This is a genomic window from Vibrio sp. HENC-03 (assembly GCF_000305755.2).
GTDB classification, from domain to species: Bacteria; Pseudomonadota; Gammaproteobacteria; order Enterobacterales; family Vibrionaceae; genus Vibrio; species Vibrio owensii.
Window position 1 is genome coordinate 90,204 of sequence record NZ_JH976049.1, and the last position, 16,483, is coordinate 106,686.

At 44.5% G+C, this 16,483-nt stretch carries 19 protein-coding genes; 10 read left to right on the forward strand and 9 right to left on the reverse strand.

The features are described from left to right. Positions 1–43: 43 nt before the first annotated feature. The 5 genes from VCHENC03_RS23930 to VCHENC03_RS23910 form a co-directional block, all read right to left on the reverse strand. Entirely contained in the window at positions 44–451 is a 408-nt protein-coding gene (locus VCHENC03_RS23930; protein ID WP_009704278.1) for a hypothetical protein, read from the reverse strand. Next, positions 435–2,033 (reverse strand): S41 family peptidase, encoded by a 1,599-nt coding sequence (locus tag VCHENC03_RS23925; protein ID WP_009704279.1) that lies wholly within the window; start codon positions 2,031–2,033, stop codon positions 435–437. The genes VCHENC03_RS23930 and VCHENC03_RS23925 overlap by 17 nt, the downstream gene beginning before the upstream one ends. 385 nt (positions 2,034–2,418) lie before the next feature. After that, on the reverse strand, positions 2,419–3,147 hold the full coding sequence (gene pilW, locus VCHENC03_RS23920) for a type IV pilus biogenesis/stability protein PilW (RefSeq protein WP_032801970.1): 729 nt from the start codon (positions 3,145–3,147) through the stop codon (positions 2,419–2,421). Positions 3,148–3,296: 149 nt separating this feature from the next. Further along, the gene (metA, locus tag VCHENC03_RS23915) at positions 3,297–4,238 is read right to left on the reverse strand and encodes a homoserine O-acetyltransferase MetA (RefSeq protein WP_005442735.1); all 942 of its coding nucleotides are present in this window, start codon (positions 4,236–4,238) and stop codon (positions 3,297–3,299) included. Positions 4,239–4,405: 167 nt separating this feature from the next. Further along, entirely contained in the window at positions 4,406–4,708 is a 303-nt protein-coding gene (locus VCHENC03_RS23910; protein ID WP_009704282.1) for a DUF1330 domain-containing protein, read from the reverse strand. A gap of 352 nt (positions 4,709–5,060) precedes the next feature. Between VCHENC03_RS23910 and VCHENC03_RS23905 the strand changes: the two genes are divergently transcribed. The 4 genes from VCHENC03_RS23905 to VCHENC03_RS23890 all read left to right on the forward strand — a co-directional run bounded on the left by VCHENC03_RS23905 (position 5,061) and on the right by VCHENC03_RS23890 (position 7,321). After that, a complete protein-coding gene (locus VCHENC03_RS23905) occupies positions 5,061–5,462 on the forward strand; it encodes a hypothetical protein (RefSeq protein ID WP_009704283.1) in 402 nt (133 codons plus the stop codon). Between the two features lie 2 nt (positions 5,463–5,464). Next, positions 5,465–5,962, forward strand: a complete 498-nt coding sequence (locus tag VCHENC03_RS23900) for a GNAT family N-acetyltransferase (RefSeq protein WP_009704284.1) — start codon at positions 5,465–5,467, stop codon at positions 5,960–5,962. A gap of 192 nt (positions 5,963–6,154) precedes the next feature. Then, entirely contained in the window at positions 6,155–6,835 is a 681-nt protein-coding gene (locus VCHENC03_RS23895; protein ID WP_009704285.1) for a hypothetical protein, read from the forward strand. Positions 6,836–6,988: 153 nt separating this feature from the next. Further along, positions 6,989–7,321, forward strand: coding sequence for a DMT family transporter (locus VCHENC03_RS23890; protein WP_005442747.1), 333 nt, complete (start codon positions 6,989–6,991; stop codon positions 7,319–7,321). A gap of 95 nt (positions 7,322–7,416) precedes the next feature. Here VCHENC03_RS23890 and VCHENC03_RS23885 read toward each other — a convergent pair whose 3' ends face one another. From VCHENC03_RS23885 to VCHENC03_RS23875, 3 genes are all read right to left on the reverse strand, one after another. Further along, positions 7,417–8,844, reverse strand: a complete 1,428-nt coding sequence (locus tag VCHENC03_RS23885; protein WP_009704287.1) for an APC family permease — start codon at positions 8,842–8,844, stop codon at positions 7,417–7,419. 525 nt (positions 8,845–9,369) lie between these two features. Beyond that, complete coding sequence (locus VCHENC03_RS23880; RefSeq protein WP_009704289.1) at positions 9,370–9,999, reverse strand: LysE family translocator; 630 nt, start codon at positions 9,997–9,999, stop codon at positions 9,370–9,372. A gap of 96 nt (positions 10,000–10,095) precedes the next feature. After that, on the reverse strand, positions 10,096–11,007 hold the full coding sequence (locus VCHENC03_RS23875) for a LysR family transcriptional regulator (protein WP_009704290.1): 912 nt from the start codon (positions 11,005–11,007) through the stop codon (positions 10,096–10,098). 151 nt (positions 11,008–11,158) lie between these two features. Between VCHENC03_RS23875 and VCHENC03_RS23870 the strand changes: the two genes are divergently transcribed. The 5 genes from VCHENC03_RS23870 (at position 11,159) to thpR (ending at position 15,433) form a co-directional block, all read left to right on the forward strand. Then, entirely contained in the window at positions 11,159–12,019 is an 861-nt protein-coding gene (locus tag VCHENC03_RS23870) for an SDR family oxidoreductase (protein ID WP_009704291.1), read from the forward strand. 130 nt (positions 12,020–12,149) lie between these two features. Continuing rightward, complete coding sequence (locus tag VCHENC03_RS23865) at positions 12,150–13,088, forward strand: LysR family transcriptional regulator (RefSeq protein WP_009704292.1); 939 nt, start codon at positions 12,150–12,152, stop codon at positions 13,086–13,088. 364 nt (positions 13,089–13,452) lie between these two features. Continuing rightward, a complete protein-coding gene (locus VCHENC03_RS23860; protein WP_032801972.1) occupies positions 13,453–14,400 on the forward strand; it encodes an LpxL/LpxP family Kdo(2)-lipid IV(A) lauroyl/palmitoleoyl acyltransferase in 948 nt (315 codons plus the stop codon). Positions 14,401–14,502: 102 nt separating this feature from the next. Beyond that, complete coding sequence (fos, locus tag VCHENC03_RS23855) at positions 14,503–14,901, forward strand: fosfomycin resistance glutathione transferase (protein ID WP_009704294.1); 399 nt, start codon at positions 14,503–14,505, stop codon at positions 14,899–14,901. Positions 14,902–14,911: 10 nt separating this feature from the next. Further along, on the forward strand, positions 14,912–15,433 hold the full coding sequence (gene thpR / locus VCHENC03_RS23850) for an RNA 2',3'-cyclic phosphodiesterase (RefSeq protein ID WP_009704295.1): 522 nt from the start codon (positions 14,912–14,914) through the stop codon (positions 15,431–15,433). A gap of 69 nt (positions 15,434–15,502) precedes the next feature. Here the strand turns inward: thpR and VCHENC03_RS23845 are convergent, their stop codons facing one another. Continuing rightward, positions 15,503–15,937: a MarR family winged helix-turn-helix transcriptional regulator gene (locus VCHENC03_RS23845; protein WP_009704296.1), complete on the reverse strand. Its 435-nt coding sequence runs from the start codon at positions 15,935–15,937 to the stop codon at positions 15,503–15,505. A 203-nt stretch (positions 15,938–16,140) separates the two neighbouring features. On the opposite strand from VCHENC03_RS23845, the gene VCHENC03_RS23840 reads away from it, so the two are divergent. Then, entirely contained in the window at positions 16,141–16,440 is a 300-nt protein-coding gene (locus VCHENC03_RS23840) for a DUF3861 domain-containing protein (RefSeq protein ID WP_009704297.1), read from the forward strand. Positions 16,441–16,483 lie beyond the last annotated feature (43 nt).

Consider the following 16,483-nt stretch of genomic DNA (forward strand, 5'->3'; position numbering starts at 1 on the left):
AACCCCGCCGTTATTTTGAATAAAGTAACGGCGGGCTTTTTGTTTAGTCCTGAATCGGATTAGGTCGACACTGTATGTTGGTTAGAGGGACAAACTTGTCGCTCTTTTCGTAATACACACCGCAATCCTCACCACGAAGCTGCAATGTATATTGGTCTGGCATCTCGGTTTCTGCACCGTTCAATGGCATGTTGTAGCTTTCCATGAGTTGCCCCGAAACGATCAACAAATGTGAGTTTGTTTCAAACGTATTGGAGGCAATTTTGGGTGGTACTTGGTTGCCTTGAATCGTTGTGATAGCTTGCTGGATTTCCGTAACGGTATCGCCAGAAGTCTTAATACTTAAAGCATTCACCATATCGTCATTGTGATTTGATGATGAACATCCCATTAGCATCATGCTAAAACCCGCACCGGTAAGTAAGGTCAATGTTTTAGTTAATTTTGACATGAATAGCCTCTTGTCGCAGTGGATCAAGCTGTTGATTTAGTGGAGTACCACCTAGCATAGGCATCGCTCTTGGAGTTGCCGCTACAGCCGGTGCAGGAGGACAAGTTCCTGTGTTCATGTAGTTTAGCGCTGCAGACAGCATGCCTTCAGAGCTGTTACCCAATGGCTTGGTCAAGTCATCTGCTACAACACAGCCTTCCACTTTGTCATCTATACCAATATTAGACGATACTAGACTTTTTGCTGTCGGTGTAAAGCCATCGGCAAAATCACCAAAGCCTTTTGCGTTAGAAGACTTGAACTGAATGGTGTAGTACATGTTGCCGCAGTTTTGTTCTGGAGAGAAGCCGTATGGCTTACCCGTTGTCGTGGTACCAATTTGAACCACTTCAACATCAATACCGCGAAGACCATTGATAAGAAGTTCACTTGAAGACGCGGTGTTGTCCGTAGTCAGAACATAAACACGTTTCGCACTTAATGTCGGAAGAGCCTTGGCAGTCAAGATCCCTTTACCCCAATCAATTTCGGTGTCGACAAAGTGATAAACGTTATTTTCTAGCTCGTCAGAGTTCATGATCTTGTCGTTGTAAATCAGCTCAGCGAAGGTGGCATTAGAATGTGTGCCTGCCAACATATAGCCGACTTGCGCAGACTGCCAAACTAAACCACCACCGTTGTAGCGTAAATCCATCACGATCTCTTCAACGTTTGCCGCTGACAACTGATTAAACGCATCGATAAGCGGCTGTTGCGCAGTCACTTCAAAAGCGTTGTATTGCATGTAGCCGACTTTTGTTCCGTTGTTGTCGATGACTTTTACATTACGAACTGGGCTAGTTGCGACATCTGCTGATGTCAGAGTCACCACCTTCGGAGCGCCATCAACGGTTTCAAACGTGAAGGTGTAGTTTTGACCTAGCGTAGGGGAGAAAAGCGTATTGTTGATGAAATCAATCTCAGAGCTCGAAGATGTATTTACAACATCAACATCATTGATTTTCAATAGCTTGTCACCACGAGCAACGCCGTTTGAAGATGCTGGGGAGTTATCTTCTGTGTAAGAAATGATGATTTCTCGTGGTTCATAGCTTTGAACGAATTTCCAGTTAAAGCCGAAACCAGCAACAAGACCCGCTTGTTGTGATTTCATGAAATCGTCGTAAGAGCGAGTGAAGTGGAAGCGGTCTTTATATTGGCCAGAAGCCGTTCTTTCTGTAGTCACCAGCGAATCAAAATAAGCAGCAACGCTGATGAAGTTGTTTGGATTGATATCTGGGATCTCGTCATACCAAAGATAGGTTTCATTACTGAAGGCACGTAAGAACATTTTTTCGTGCAGAGTTGAGCCAGCTTCATCTGGGTATTCTTTTCCTGTGTAAGGATCTTTACCCGTTCTTGCGATACTACATTTGTTAGCAAAACTGCTAGCAGGGACAGAAAAATCTCCAGATTTCCATGTAACAATATCTGTTGGCGCAGTACTCGTAGGTGTATTGCTGGAACTACCGCCGCCTCCACAGCCTTGTAACAATAGAAGAGGGAGAGTTGCCACCAACGCTGTGTTCTTATACTTCAACATAAATTTCCTTATTTCTGTGACATTTATAGATTTGAATTGTTTTTAATAAATTGCCTATAAGCCACTCGAATGTATAGATCTTGTTCGTTGCTGTGCAAACACTAAGCAAATTAGTGTGATTGGTGTCATATAAATTAGAGTAAAAATTCAGTTTGCTAATTTAGTTAAATCTAAAAATTCATTAATAAATAGCAAGTTAGTGCTATTTTTGACGCGAAAATTCACGATGACACTTCTGTAATTTTAGACGATTGAAAGTGGCTTCAGAAAAGCATTGAACGACAGAAGAATGCTAGGCAAACAGTCCGAGCATGACGAGAGTCGACGCTTTGTGGTCGACGCTTTGTGGTCGACGCTTTGTGGTCGACTCTTTGAGTTTATGGAGTTAAGAAATTTGATCGAGTTGATACTGATACTTTCGCTCTAAGGCTTCATTGCCTGCAGCACGTTCTAGTTCCACCATTAGGCGGAGAGAGGGTTTCTTGACTCCGTACATTTGGTTAAAGCGCATCAAGCGAATACGAGCATCGGTGTAGTTTCCGCTGTCGATCTCTAACTTAGCTAATTGAAGGATAGATTTAGGACGGTGAGGGTCATGGTCGATAGCTCGAGCGAAGTAATACTTTGCCTTTTCAGCTTGATTCGATTTTAGTGCACAAAATCCGGCGTTCTCGTAACTAGCAGGGATAAGGTAATAGTAAGGCTGTTCGATCGCACGATTGAACATTTTATCTGCTTGGCTGTATTCGCCTTGTTTACACAGGAAGGTGCCGTAATTGTTCAGCACATTACCATTTTTAGGATGCTGACGAAGAGAGCGTTTGTACATCTGTGCTGCTTTTGAATCTTCACCTACGGTTTCGTAGTAATGCGCCATCGAAAGTTGAGCTCGATAGTAGCTAGGTGCGTGGGTAAGGGCTTGCTGCAGATTATCGTGTGCTCGGATCATGCTGCCACTCTCTAAATAGCCGAGACCGAGAGCGATTCGTGACTCTGCCATAGAAACCGGATCGGCTTTCACAACTGGACTGTTTCCATCTTCATTGACGGTGACACACCCAACCAAACCTAGTTGGCTTGCTAACACTAATGCACCGAGTTTTCCAAGCTTCATATATATGCCCCACATCCCTGATTCACACAGCATGATATGAATTACGATGCAAAAGCCTATTGGGGAAAAAATACTATGCGATCAGGTTAGCAAACTGATACAAAAAAGCCGCCAGTTGGCGGCTTAGTTCACACTCTAAATTCAGGCAGTTAGTCGTCTTTAGTGAAGGCGTCTTCGCTGAAATGGTCCAGATCGTATGGCGTTTGTTGGTAAACGCAATAGTTCAACCAGTTCGAGAACAGCAAGTGTCCATGGCTGCGCCAACTCGCACAAGGTGGATTGTCTGGGTTGTTGTTCGGGTAGTAATTGATTGGAATGGCAGGTTCCATCCCTTCGCCCAAATCTCGAATGTATTCATTATGGAGTGTGTGAGAGTCATATTCTGGGTGACCAGTGACAAACACATTGCGTTTGTCTTTTGTGGTTGCTAGATAAACACCTGCGACATCGGACGTTGCGAGAATATCGAGGTCCGTATGTTCTTCTAAAAACTCCGGCGAGAAATCTGCATAACGAGAATGTGGTGCTAAGAACGTATCATCGAAACCACGTAGAAGAGGGTGGTACTGATGATGGATAGAGTGATGGTACACGCCCGATAGCTTTTCTTTGCGTGTTTTCTTTGGCAGGTTGTATAGAAGCTTCAAACCCGCTTGTGCAGCCCAGCAAACATAAAGTGTGGACGTGACGTGATCTTTTGCCCACTCCATAATGGTCTTCAAGTGATCCCAATAAATCACATCTTCAAACTGGACCAAACCTAATGGAGCACCAGTAATGATAAGGCCATCGAAGTTCTTGCCTTTTACCATTTCAAATTGACGATAAAATGTGTCTAGGTGCTCCGTTGGTGTGTTCTTACTTGGGCGATTATCGATTCGTAACAGTTCCACGTTCACTTGAAGTGGGCTATTAGAAAGTAGGCGAAGAAACTGAGTTTCTGTCTCAATCTTCTTTGGCATCAAATTGAGAATAAGCACTCGCAATGGACGGATTTCCTGACTCGCCGCTCGACTTTCGCTCATCACAAAGATGTTCTCTGTCCTTAATACATCGCTAGCGGGTAACTGATCTGGAATTCTAATTGGCACGGCTTTCTCTCCCTAAGCTTGACTTTTTAGACGTCTATACTTCTAAAGCTAACGTAATTACTGACGGATGTCGATATGAAATGTGACATAAACACGAAAAAAGCCCAGCGGATGCTGAGCTCTTCTTTGCTTATTGTTGTACTCAATGAATTTATACGATTTGTTCGCTATGCCAGCTGGTCATTACCTTCGATCAAGTAGTGATTGCTGTTTGAACCAGCGGTTCTAGCGTTTAGATGAGGCACATACTCTGGGTCATTCATAAAGTCGAGTGCTGCTTGGCGAGAAGGCCATTCGATGATGATGCGAAGTGCAGGAGCTTCACCATTGCCTTCTAGTCGTTCGTGCACGTTTGTTCGTGCGATGTACTTGCCACCGTGTTTTTCCACCAGTGCGTTCGAGACGCTGACATAAGCAGGTACCCAGTCTTGGGCTGTAGGGGTTACATCTAATACTGAATAGTAAGTCACGGTATGCTCCTTGATTGCACGTTAGCCGATGAAATTTAGCTTAATGCAGTCTGGTCATTTCGATAAGAGAGAGCGGAATCGAAACACTTTTTAGATTCCATTGAAAATCCAAATCGATTCGGGGTTATTGCTCAATTGGTATGAATTGTCGACTCAAACTGACGCTCTGCAATTGTGATTGCGGCAAGATTTCTGAGTACATTTTTGTGTAACGGATACGGTTGCGTTTGAAGAGAATTATGAGATCGAGTTAGTATAAATTTTGAGCCTTAATACCAATAAAGACACTAATTGGCTCGCCAACACGTACTTAAATACGTTGTATGGAAAATCATCGTCAGTGGAGGACATTATGTTCGGTATGTTTAAAAGAAAAGAGACCATTCAGAGCATTGCACATCAAGTTCCTAACGTCTTGCTTAGGGAGTTTGGCGATAAGGACGTTTATCTGCCAGACGAAGTCGACCAAGCGTTGGCCGAACTTGGGCACGACAAGTTGGAAGACATGACGCGTTATCAATACGCTTACGGTATGTTTACCAGTTTGGCGAGCTATGAGCAGTTAGGTTTAACCGAGGAGCTTGGTAATTACGGCCACTTCCAGCGTGAGGTTGGCAAAATGCTTCTCAACACACCAGAACCGATTGATATGCATATCTACTTTGAGCTTTCACAGCAGCATCACTTTAACCATGCCAAAGCGGATGTTGGCAATGAAGCGACTGTGGTCGATAGTGCAGATGGTGGCTATTAATAGTGGCAGAAAGGGCATTCCAAATTCACTTTCTCGCTGACTTCCCCCATGAGTCTGATCTTATTGCACAATGGTACTTTGACGAGTGGGCTTACACTGTTCCTGGTGTGACGCCCACTCAAGTTCGCGAGAAGGTTTTACTCAAAGCCAATAGCCGCCATGCATTTCCACTTTCATTTGTGATTCATGATGAAAACAATGACCTTGTAGCAGTCGCTGAACTCAAGATCCGAGAGAACATTCATTTCCCTGAGTATGAGCACTGGTTAGGTGGAGTCTACGTCGATGCCTCATCACGAGGTAAAGGTTATGCTGCTGCGCTGGTCGTTCGTGCACAAAATCACGTGTTTCAACTTGGCATTCCAAAATTGTTTTTGCAATGCGAGCCGCATAATGAAGCTTTGTATCTGAAATACGGTTTCCGTCCTCTGCATAACGCTTCACACAACGGAGTCCAGACCATCATTATGGTTTGGGAGTCATCCGAGCTAAGTTCTTGATATCTTTCATCCCCCCCATGTTAGTGCAATTTAAATCGCCATTCGCTAAAAAATAATAGGTTATAAGTAACAATATGCATATTTTGACGTTGGTCAAAAATGTGCCACTTTCTCCATCGTTTTTATTCAACTTGTTCAATACTAATTTGAAGTTGGATGTCGAGTTTTGGAATGAAGATCATGGAGAGGGATATGCGAAAGTGGCTAGGCGCACTCACGCTCACTGGGTTATCAGCGTGCAGTTTATCTGATGATATCTACATGGAAGGTCGAACACTTTACTTTAATGGCGAAATAACCGCGGAGAGCGTGCGAGAAGCCATCGAGCTTGCCAATGTTCAACCGCAGGGTGTTGTTGCCTTGATGATAGACAGCGACTCAGGCGAGTATCGACCAGCGATGGAGCTAGGACGTTGGGTTTACAACAATCAGGTTCATTTAATCGTCAATGGAACGTGCGCTTCTGCCTGTGCGAATTATGTTCTAACAGCGGCACCGAGTACTTTGGTTATGAAAGGCTCAGAAGTGCTTTGGTTTGGTGGCGCGATGCAAGATGAATGGGACACCGATGGCTTTGATCAACAAGAACTCGAACAATGGCGCCAATCTTTGAGTTTATGGCGTCAGCATGAAGAAGCCTTTTTTGCGCTGGTGGCGGTAAATCCAAAGATCACCATGTTTGGACACTTGAATAAACGTGAAAAATTACACAAAGCAGGTTGCGATACCAGCAACGCGGTTTGGATGTATCACATTGATGATATGCAAAAGTTGGGGCTGGACAACATCGTTTATGCGGACCCAGATTCGTTACTCACAGCCAGAAATGATACGTCTGCCTGTGTGATCAATTTGGAAGAGACCGACTTCTAACTGCGATTATTACGCTGGTGTAAATGTGAGTTGCATCACTTTTTATAGCGTACTGACGGATTTTGATTATAATGCGCCGCTCAGAGATTCGATATGTCATCGAGTTCAGGTTAATTGAGCGTTGTTTGCCTTATGTTCAAAATGCTTGTTTCTATGCCTCCACTGGTTGCGCTGTCTATTGCTATCGTGTGTGAGGTGATTGCGACTTCTTCTATTCCAAAGACAGAACAGTTTACTAAATTGATGCCGAGCACCGTGGTTATCATCGGTTATGGTATCGCTTTCTTCCTACTGTCTGTGACCGTAAAAAGCATGCCAGTTGGTATTGTATATGCGATCTGGAGCGGGGCGGGGATTGTACTTGTGGCTGCTGTTGGTTACTTCCTATACGGACAAAAACTCGACCTTGCTGCACTCGTTGGTATTGGTTTCATTCTTACTGGCGTTATGATTGTGAACTTGCTGTCTAAGACCGTCGGTCATTAATCCATAGATTTACTAACAAAAAGCCGCGAATAGTTCGCGGCTTTTTGCTATCTGCAGAAACATTTTCTGGCTATGTAAAAGAGACATGGATGCGGCTAATTCGCCATCGCCTCAATCAATTGGCCTTCTCGACGACGCTTACGATTTCGGTACATTACGGCACCAATCGCTGGCAAACTGAAGGCGATAAAGCCAAGAATCAAAGCAGATGCGCCTGTTTGAGCGCTGATACCTGCTGGCACATCGAATGATACGAAGATGGTCACCAGACAGCTAACCAAGCCTAGTGTCGCCACCAACATCATACCGAACTTGCCACCAGGTACGCGGAACGGACGCTGAATATCGGCGTGTTTACGGCGTGAGACCAAGAAGCTAACGAAGATACAGACGTACATTACCATGTAGAGTTGAGTCATCAGAATATTCAACAGCCACATGCCTTGGTTCACGTTTGGCACCAAGATGAACACCAAAGAAAGCACACTTACAATCGCGCCTTGCAGTAACAGAAGTGGAACAGGCGCTTGGTTCTTGTTCTCTTTTGATAATGTCAGCGGCAGGAAATGGTCTTTCGCAGCGACATGTAAGCTCTTAGTTGGTGCAATGATCCAGTTATTCAGGCTCGCCAAGCTACCAAATACAATCGCAAGCGCGATAACTGGTAGCATGAATGACATGTTCAAATCATCGAAGAACGCTTTGAACGCCAGAATAACCCCTTCGCTCAAGCTTGAATGATCGCTCGATACTACGGAAGATATCGAAAGCGAACACGCGGTTAGAGAAACCAGAATCAATGCGGTTGAAGCAATAAGTGCTTTTGGATAAGTCTTTTGTGGGTTATCGACTTCACTCGCGTAAGAGGTAGTGATCTCAAGCCCTGTTAGAGAAAGCACAACCGCGGTAAAGCCAGCGCCAATGCCATCTTGTGAGAAATCAGGTAACCAGTCGGATGCATGACGAAGTGAGATATGTGATTCACTCGGATTAGTATAAGCCCAGTAGCCGCCCAAACCGATGATCAGCAGGATAGGGAAGATAAGCCCAAGCGTACCGAACACATTAGTAATGAGCGAAGACAAACGCAGACCGAAGATATTCACCAAAGTCAGCGCCCAGAAAATCACGTTAATCATGATCAACATAAAGATGTTGTTCTGGGCTAGTTCAGGGAAGAAAGGATACGCACCGGTTGCGACGATAAACGAGATGAGAGGTGGGTAGTACACGATGTTCTCAGCATACTGATACCACACGGTCGCAAAGCCAAAGTTTGGGCCTAACGTCTCTTTACCCCACAAATACACACCGCCTTGTTGCGGGTAGGTGGTACTCAATTCTGCACACACTAATGCCGTAGGGACGAAGAAGCAAAGACCTGCCAGTAAGAAGAAAGAGATGGCGTGACTACCAAATAAGGCGGCACCCGGAATGTTCCTTATGCTGTCGACGGAAGTAACCGTAATCATGATGACAGAAAAGACACTGAGTTTGACGGCGGATTTGGCGATATTGCTCATTCGATACCTTTAATTATTGAGCCACGTGTCTCGGACGGAGAACCCGCGTGCTACAAGTAAGACGGGCGTATTGTAGGGCTGCACGAATCTGCCGGTATATAGCCAAAAATGGTATGTATTTACTCAAAAATGAACCGAAATCTCAGTGGTTTAATCGTAATCAATTTAAACGTTTGCTCTGGTCAAAAAACGCAAGATTGCGTTAAAAAATGCATATTAAGAAATGTGTTTATAGCGAATTATTTATTACCAGAATCCTAGAAATTTGGTCGAAATACGCCATTGTTTGACTCTAACCTTGGGGGAAGGTCTAGATTGAGGGCAGTTAGAGTGATTTAAAAAGTGGAGAAAACCATGGGATGTTGTAATCAAGCGCCAAAAGGTGGCACCGGAAAACTCTCTTATTTGTTGGGATTGGTGGCGGTGCTATTTGTCGGGATCTTAGTATTGGCCGCAGTTTTTGGCTAACAGAACAGTATTAAAAAACACGCCCTAGAGCGTGTTTTTTGTGTCTGTCATTGGGGGTTAAAAACGGGTGTTAGCTAACCCAATACCAAAGAAGATAAACAGCCCACCACTCACGTAGTTCAGCCACTTACTGGTTTTGGAAGAAGTGAGCAGTGCTTTCACTTTGGTGGCAAAGAAGATCACAAACAAAAACCAACTCGCGACGATGCTTGCCTGTAGCGCACCCAACGTCATGCTTTGTTCCAGAATGTGTTCAGGTTGTACAAACTGAGGGAAGATAGATAGGTAAAACAACACAATTTTTGGGTTCAGCAGGTTGGTCAGTAATCCTTTCGCAAAAGCTTGTTTCAGCGTCTGCTCTTCTATCTTGCGGTCGAGCTTTAGCTTTTGGTCTGCCAGCTTAAGGCCACTTTTCAAGTTATTGATTCCCAGCCATACCAAGTAAGCGACACCCATCCACTTTAAAATATTAAATGCTAACGCGGACTGAGAAAGCAGCAGGCTCAAACCTTTCGCCGATACAAACGCATGGATCAGAAAGCCTAACGCCACACCAAGAATATTGGCTATCGCGAAGCGGCGACTCTGCGTCAGAGCGGTAAACAAAATCAGCAAAGCGTTAGGGCCGGGTATCACGGCCAGAAAGAAAACGATGCCGCCAAACGCCAACAAGGTATCGAAGTTCATACTTGTTCCAATTAAAGAGAATGTCTCATAGCTATTATGGCGAGACTTTACACCCGCATGTGTTGAAAAACAAACGATTAGAGTGCGACGTCATCGTCAGTTTTGACCGGATAAAAACGCTTCGATATAAGACTTTTTCTCTCTTATAAAATCGATAAACAGTTGCGACTTCTGCGGTAAGTGTTTTCTGTCCTGATATACCAAGAGCATGGTTTTATCTTGAGGGACCCAATCATCCAAAATCACTGTAAGCTGTTGGGTTTGCAATTCTTGGTAGAGCATAGACTTTGGCAGATAACAAACGCCTGCACCGTCTAAGCAAAGTTGTTTGCTAACAAAGAAATCATCGGTTGTGACACTGCCAGCTTCGGTCACTTCGACCACTTCATCTTTCGAGCTAAACCGCCAAGGTAAAAAGTATCCCTCCACGTGATTGCGGATGCACGGCGCTGCATTCAATTGACGCGGGTGTTCGAACTTGGGGAGAGCGTTAGCCAGAGCATTTGAAATGGCCAAAACATACTTCACGGGAGAGAGAGAAATCGCCACTAAAGAAGAATCGCTCAATGGGCCTAAACGGAAGGCGAAGTCCAAACTCTGTTTCGTCATATCCTGATATCGATTAGACGAAGCAAGGTTGATCTTAATCGTGGGATAGCGTGCTTGAAACTCCGCAAATAGGGAGGCGAGTAGGTTCTGACTGAGTGCACGAGGTGCAGTGATATTGAGTGTGCCAATCGGCTTGCTCGCGGCATCTTCCGCTTCATGATAAAGCTCGCTGACCGTATCTGCGATTAACTGTGCTTTGGGCAAGACTTGTTGCCCGAGTTCAGTGAGTGACAGTGATCGAGTAGAGCGGTTGATTAACTTGCCGCCTAGCTCTGCTTCCAACTGCTGAATTTTCCTACTCACGGTTGTCGTCGGCACATTGAGTTGCCTTGCCGCTTCAGCAAAGCTATTGAGCTCAATGACGCGCGCAAATAAAGGCAAGGCTGATATCTCTTTCATGTTAACCCTATTTTTCTTCATCCCGAATATGGGATAGTGAAGCCCAGATTATCTATCTAGTCAATTTTTACGGGATTAACTAAAGTTACTCCATACCGCAGCGGCATGCTGCAAACACAGAATATACGCTCAACCTCGGTAGGAGAACATCATGGACATTCTAGTTTTAGGCGCAACAGGTAACACAGGCTCAGAAGTGGTTCGTCAACTACAACAAACAGGTGCAAATTTTGGTGTCATGGTAAGAAATGCCAACTCAACAGCAACCATGAATCTTCAGCCAGAACAAGTTCGTGAGGGTGACTTTACCGACGTTGCTGCGATGGAAAAAGCGATGCAAGGTGTAAAACGTATTTACGTTTCTATGCCGATTCATCAAGACAACAAGCTTTGGGTGGAGAACGTTATTGCAGCGGCAAAAGCAGCAAATGTTGAGCACGTTGTTAAGCTATCGGGCATGGGTGCTAAGAGTGATGCGGGCTCAGAAATCATTCGTACCCACGTGGTGACCGATGATTTAGTCAAAGCATCAGGCTTGGCTTGGACCATTATTCAGCCAAACTCTTTTTTCCAGAACCTCTTTGGTAGCTTAGCGACCATCAATGCAATGGGTAAATTCTTCTTACCGCTTGGTGATGCAAAACAAAGCGTGGTGGATATTCGCGATGTAGCGGCAGTGATTGTTGAATCGCTTATCGGAGAAGGTCACGATGGCCAAACTTATTTACTCTCTGGTCCTGAGGCTCTGACTTTTGCACAGCAAGCGGAAGTGATCTCTCAAGCGTCAGGCAAGCCAATCGAATATGTGGCTGTTTCTGAACAAGACGCGGCCGCAGCGATGAAAGAAGCAGGAATGGATGAATGGTTCGCCAATGCATTGGCTGAAATCATGGCTTGGTTCGGGACGGGGGCTTACACAGAAGTGACGGACACCGTTGAGCGAGTGACTGGTAAGCCAGCACGTAACTTCAATGATTTTGCGAACGAATTTGCGCATGCGATTGAGAAATAACATCCTAAGAATTTGATGACAGGGGAGCCAAGTGCTCCCTTTGTCGTTTTTTGAATGTGAGATTTCAAACAACCTTATCTCTTCTAAAGCTTTATAATCATCAAGAGATTATCAAATAGGATTAGATAATATGTTGCTTGAAGATCTTCAAGTAGTGCTCAAAGTCGCTGAGTTTCGTAGCATTACAGGAGCCGCGACCGCATTAGATATGAGAACCGCCACGGCCAGCGCGGCGGTAAAAAGAGTCGAAGCTTCTTTAGGGGCTGAGTTGTTTGTGCGAACAACGCGCCATTTGCGTTTATCCAGTGCGGGTGAGCGTTATCTTCCTCAGTGTGAAAAAGCACTCGAACTGTTAGAACACGCGAAACAAAACATGCGTGAAGATCTCGACATTATTGATGGGGAAGTGCGAGTCGCGCTTTCTTCCGATTTAGGACGAAACTTAGTTACTCCTTGGCTCGATGAGTTTATGGACAGTTATCCGCAGGTGACGCTAAGAAGCAACATCAGTGATAGCAACGTGGACTTCTATCGAGACTCTGTCGATATGGCCCTGCGTTACGGTGCACCGACAGATTCCAGCATGTACGGGTTTAAAATCTGCAATGTGCCAAGGTTATTATGCGCAACACCAGAATATCTTGCGGAACATGGAACGCCTAAGCACCCACAAGACTTAAGCGAACATAATGGTTTGTTGTATCAACTCCACGATACGTTGCAGGATGTTTGGGGATTCAGTGATGGTGATAGCGAACACAAGGTCAAACTCAAAGGCAATCGAGCTTCCAATGATGGCGATTTAGTCCGACGTTGGTGTGTCTCTGGAAAGGGCTTGGCTATCAAATCGTGTTTGGATATGTCGCAAGATTTGCTCAAAGGCAACGTAGTGAATGTCATGAGTGAATACAAGCCGACACCAACGGAACTGTGGCTGATTTGTCCGAGCAGACAATCAATTACGCCAACCGTAAGATTGTTGCGCGATCTGTTCAGAGAAAAAACTAAAGTCATTCTTACTGATCTGGTTGAAGGTGGTTTATTGGAACAAAGCGTACTTAAAAACTGACTCAACAAGGGGGCCTTTTGCTCCCTTTTTCCTTTTATTGGGCGATAGACGAGAAGGGCACTCTCGGGACACTCACTCTTTCAAATTCATATCTCGAAACGCAATTACTCGCTGCGGCGGAACTATCGCTTATCGTCAGTACAGTAAGCCGCATTTTTATGACAATTCGACGAAAATCACGGCATTTTTCTTAGATTTGATAAAGTCGCCCACAATCTCCGAAAGTTCTTATTGTGTAGTGTGTCAAAGAGGCCTACACTCCGCGCGCTTTAGTTTTTAATAAGCACAGTCAATGATAATAACTTTTCGTATTTATCGTTGTTTTTAAGGATTTTTATAGACGAATTCGTCTGATGACACACTCATGAACAAGCACAAAGCACCAAAATTCAAGGCAGAATTTTTGGCACCTCGCTACTGGGGCACATTGATCATAATTAGCATCATGTACCTTCTTAGCCTCCTTCCATTTCGTGTACAACTCGCGCTCGGAAGCGGAATTGGTCGCATAGCGATGCGATTAATGAAAAAACGACAAGTCACGATAAAACGTAATTTAGAGCTGTGTTTTCCAGACATGAGCGACCAAGAGCGTGAGGCGATAATAAAAGAAAACATCGACAACGCGGGTATCGCACTGTTTGAAACCGCGATGGCGTGGTTTTGGTCAGATAAACGTGTCAGCAAGCATGTCAACATTGAGGGGATGGAACATATCGAAGCGTTAGAACAACAAGGTAAAGGTGTTCTGATGTTAGCGGTGCATTCCATGAATCTAGAACTTGGTGCGCGAGCATTTGGGATCCAAAAGTCGGGTTCTGGTGTTTACCGCCCAAACAACAACCCATGTTTTGACTACTTCCAATACAAAGGACGTTCTCGCTCCAATCGTACTTTGATTGATCGTAAAAATGTAAAGGGCATGTTGGAAGCACTGAAAACAGGCCAGCGTGTTTGGTACGCACCTGATCACGACTATGGTACACGTCGTTCGACGTTTGCGCCTTTGTTTGCGGTAAAGCGTGCCTGTACAACAACGGGAACCAGCTTGCTGGTGGATGCTACGGATTGTGCCATTGTGCCATTTACTATGGTTCGTGAAAGCAATGGGCAATACACTTTAACCATTAGCGCGCCAGTTGAAGGCTTCCCTAAAAACGATCCAGTCCAAGCGGCAGCGTTTGTAAATAAGATTGTCGAGAAGTCGATCATGGCATGCCCTGGGCAGTACATGTGGCTGCATCGTCGCTTTAAAACTCGTCCGGATGGGGAATGTTGTTTGTATAAACCCCAACTTGTACCTGTGATGTAACCTACGAGCCCAGACATTTGTTCTGGGCTTTTTTTTATCTGTCGATTCAATTCTGCTTGGTTGTTTGCCACAATGGCGATGTTGGATGACCAAGGATGAACCATGTTGACAGGATTGAACCACATTACGATAGCGGTGAGTGATTTAGAACGCTCGCTCGATTTCTATATCAACGCGCTCGGTTTTAAGGGACACGTGAAGTGGAAACAAGGCGCGTATCTTTCTTTGGGTGATCTCTGGCTTTGTTTATCGGTTGATAAGCCAGACGAGAAGAGTGATTACTCCCACATCGCTTTTTCTATCTCACAGCAAGACTTCACGGACTTTTCTCACAAGCTTATTCAGCTCGATATTGCTCAATGGAAAGAGAACAAGAGTGAAGGGGATTCGTTGTATCTTCTAGATCCTGATGGGCACAAATTAGAAATCCACAGGGGTGATTTGTACTCGCGATTAGAGAGCATAAAGCATCAACCTTATGAAGGTTTAGAGTGGTTGTAGGAGCGTTTAGATGAGATTATTTTTCGCCCTCACGTTTGATCAACGCAGTAAGTCACAGCTCAAGCAGATTCAAGACAAGCTTCAACAGCAAGGGATAGAAGGGCGCTACACTTACGAAGATAATTTTCATATCACGCTAGCTTTTATCGGTGAATCGACAGAAGAACAAACGCAGCGTCTTATTGATATTCTTCATCAACTTAGCTGCCGTTGTGAACAGATGACGGTCGATCACCTAGGTTCATTTCGCCAAAGTGGCAGGCAACTGGCTTGGTTAGGGATTAAAGATAATTTAGCGGTTACAACACTGCAAAACGAACTCATAGAGGCATTAGAACTGCATGGCTTTGTGACGGAGTCACGTGACTATGTTCCTCACATCACACTTGCTCGACACGTCGATAAACAAGCACCACTTGATGCTGTTGAGATATCACCTTTACCACTCCCTATTTACTCAATCTCTTTAATGGAAAGCAAAACGGTTGATGGGAAGCTCGTTTATCACGCGCTAAAAGAAGTAGTTTGCTAGCACTTTCTATACATTAGTTCAGCCAGTAATCAATAATGGCTGAACTGATTTCTAAATGATTACCATTTTTTAGCTTGGCTTTTTCGACAGGTTTTCTGCCAGTTTCCCAGCGACAAGTTGGAACGCTTCTAGCTCTTCCTCAGACACATTGAACGTCATCTTTTGAAAGATCTCAGCATCGACGGCTTTGATCTTCGCCAACACCTCATTGCCTTTTTCGGTGGTCAACAAACACTGGCTGCGTTTATCTTCTGGATTCGGTCTCTTCTCAATAAAGCCTTCTTCAATCAATGTCTTAATTAAGCGTGTGACTTGTGCTTTATCTCGGTTTAAGAAGTTCACCACATCCATTGCCGTACATGGTGACTGTTTGCTAATGATTTTTATCACCCGTACATGCATAGGCGCGATAGGGAGTTCTAGTTGCTCAATTTGCTCGTGCAATTGACGCTTTAAGACGTGCACAAGATGGAACAGATTATCCAGCGATTTTGGATTCGACATGTAACACTCCAAATAAAAGTGGTTGACATTATCAACTAAATAACTATAGTTGACATTATCAACTTAATTGAGCGTAACTTCAAGAGCGAGAATTGAGTGACAGAATCCTTAGCAATGGTGTTGATGACCATTACATCCATGACCATCAAACCAAAGATTGAACGCTTTCTAAAAAGCGAGTGAATATTGATTGGAGAAATGAGATGAGAAAAGACAACCACTACCGCATTACTATCGAAGAAGTAAACGTAGAAGAAGGCCGTGAAGCAAAAAGCTTGAGCTTTGAAGTCCAAGATCGCGAAGACATGTTGAATATCGTAGATAAGATCGGCCAAAGCAGCGGATTAGAACCTGCAGATGCGACACGCGTTGGTGTTGCCCTTCGTCTACTTGGTCCTGTGATGATGAAAGATCGCAAGCATCCTTTGTTCGTTGATTTCATGCCGCACTTCAGAAACTTCATGCAAAACATGAAGAGTACGGTGAAACGTAATCTAGCTTAATTATAAGCTTCTGGGCGCTTTGAGTAGACTCTAGCGCAAATAA

Coding starts and splice junctions, on each gene's coding strand:
- VCHENC03_RS23930 (WP_009704278.1), bottom strand. CDS start 451: ATGTCAAAATTAACTAAAACATTGACCTTACTTACCGGTGCGGGTTTT.
- VCHENC03_RS23925 (WP_009704279.1), bottom strand. CDS start 2,033: ATGTTGAAGTATAAGAACACAGCGTTGGTGGCAACTCTCCCTCTTCTA.
- pilW (WP_032801970.1), bottom strand. CDS start 3,147: ATGAAGCTTGGAAAACTCGGTGCATTAGTGTTAGCAAGCCAACTAGGT.
- VCHENC03_RS23905 (WP_009704283.1), top strand. CDS start 5,061: ATGTTCGGTATGTTTAAAAGAAAAGAGACCATTCAGAGCATTGCACAT.
- VCHENC03_RS23895 (WP_009704285.1), top strand. CDS start 6,155: ATGCGAAAGTGGCTAGGCGCACTCACGCTCACTGGGTTATCAGCGTGC.
- VCHENC03_RS23890 (WP_005442747.1), top strand. CDS start 6,989: ATGCCTCCACTGGTTGCGCTGTCTATTGCTATCGTGTGTGAGGTGATT.
- VCHENC03_RS23885 (WP_009704287.1), bottom strand. CDS start 8,844: ATGAGCAATATCGCCAAATCCGCCGTCAAACTCAGTGTCTTTTCTGTC.
- VCHENC03_RS23880 (WP_009704289.1), bottom strand. CDS start 9,999: ATGAACTTCGATACCTTGTTGGCGTTTGGCGGCATCGTTTTCTTTCTG.
- VCHENC03_RS23875 (WP_009704290.1), bottom strand. CDS start 11,007: ATGAAAGAGATATCAGCCTTGCCTTTATTTGCGCGCGTCATTGAGCTC.
- VCHENC03_RS23870 (WP_009704291.1), top strand. CDS start 11,159: ATGGACATTCTAGTTTTAGGCGCAACAGGTAACACAGGCTCAGAAGTG.
- VCHENC03_RS23865 (WP_009704292.1), top strand. CDS start 12,150: ATGTTGCTTGAAGATCTTCAAGTAGTGCTCAAAGTCGCTGAGTTTCGT.
- VCHENC03_RS23860 (WP_032801972.1), top strand. CDS start 13,453: ATGAACAAGCACAAAGCACCAAAATTCAAGGCAGAATTTTTGGCACCT.
- fos (WP_009704294.1), top strand. CDS start 14,503: ATGTTGACAGGATTGAACCACATTACGATAGCGGTGAGTGATTTAGAA.
- thpR (WP_009704295.1), top strand. CDS start 14,912: ATGAGATTATTTTTCGCCCTCACGTTTGATCAACGCAGTAAGTCACAG.
- VCHENC03_RS23845 (WP_009704296.1), bottom strand. CDS start 15,937: ATGTCGAATCCAAAATCGCTGGATAATCTGTTCCATCTTGTGCACGTC.
- VCHENC03_RS23840 (WP_009704297.1), top strand. CDS start 16,141: ATGAGAAAAGACAACCACTACCGCATTACTATCGAAGAAGTAAACGTA.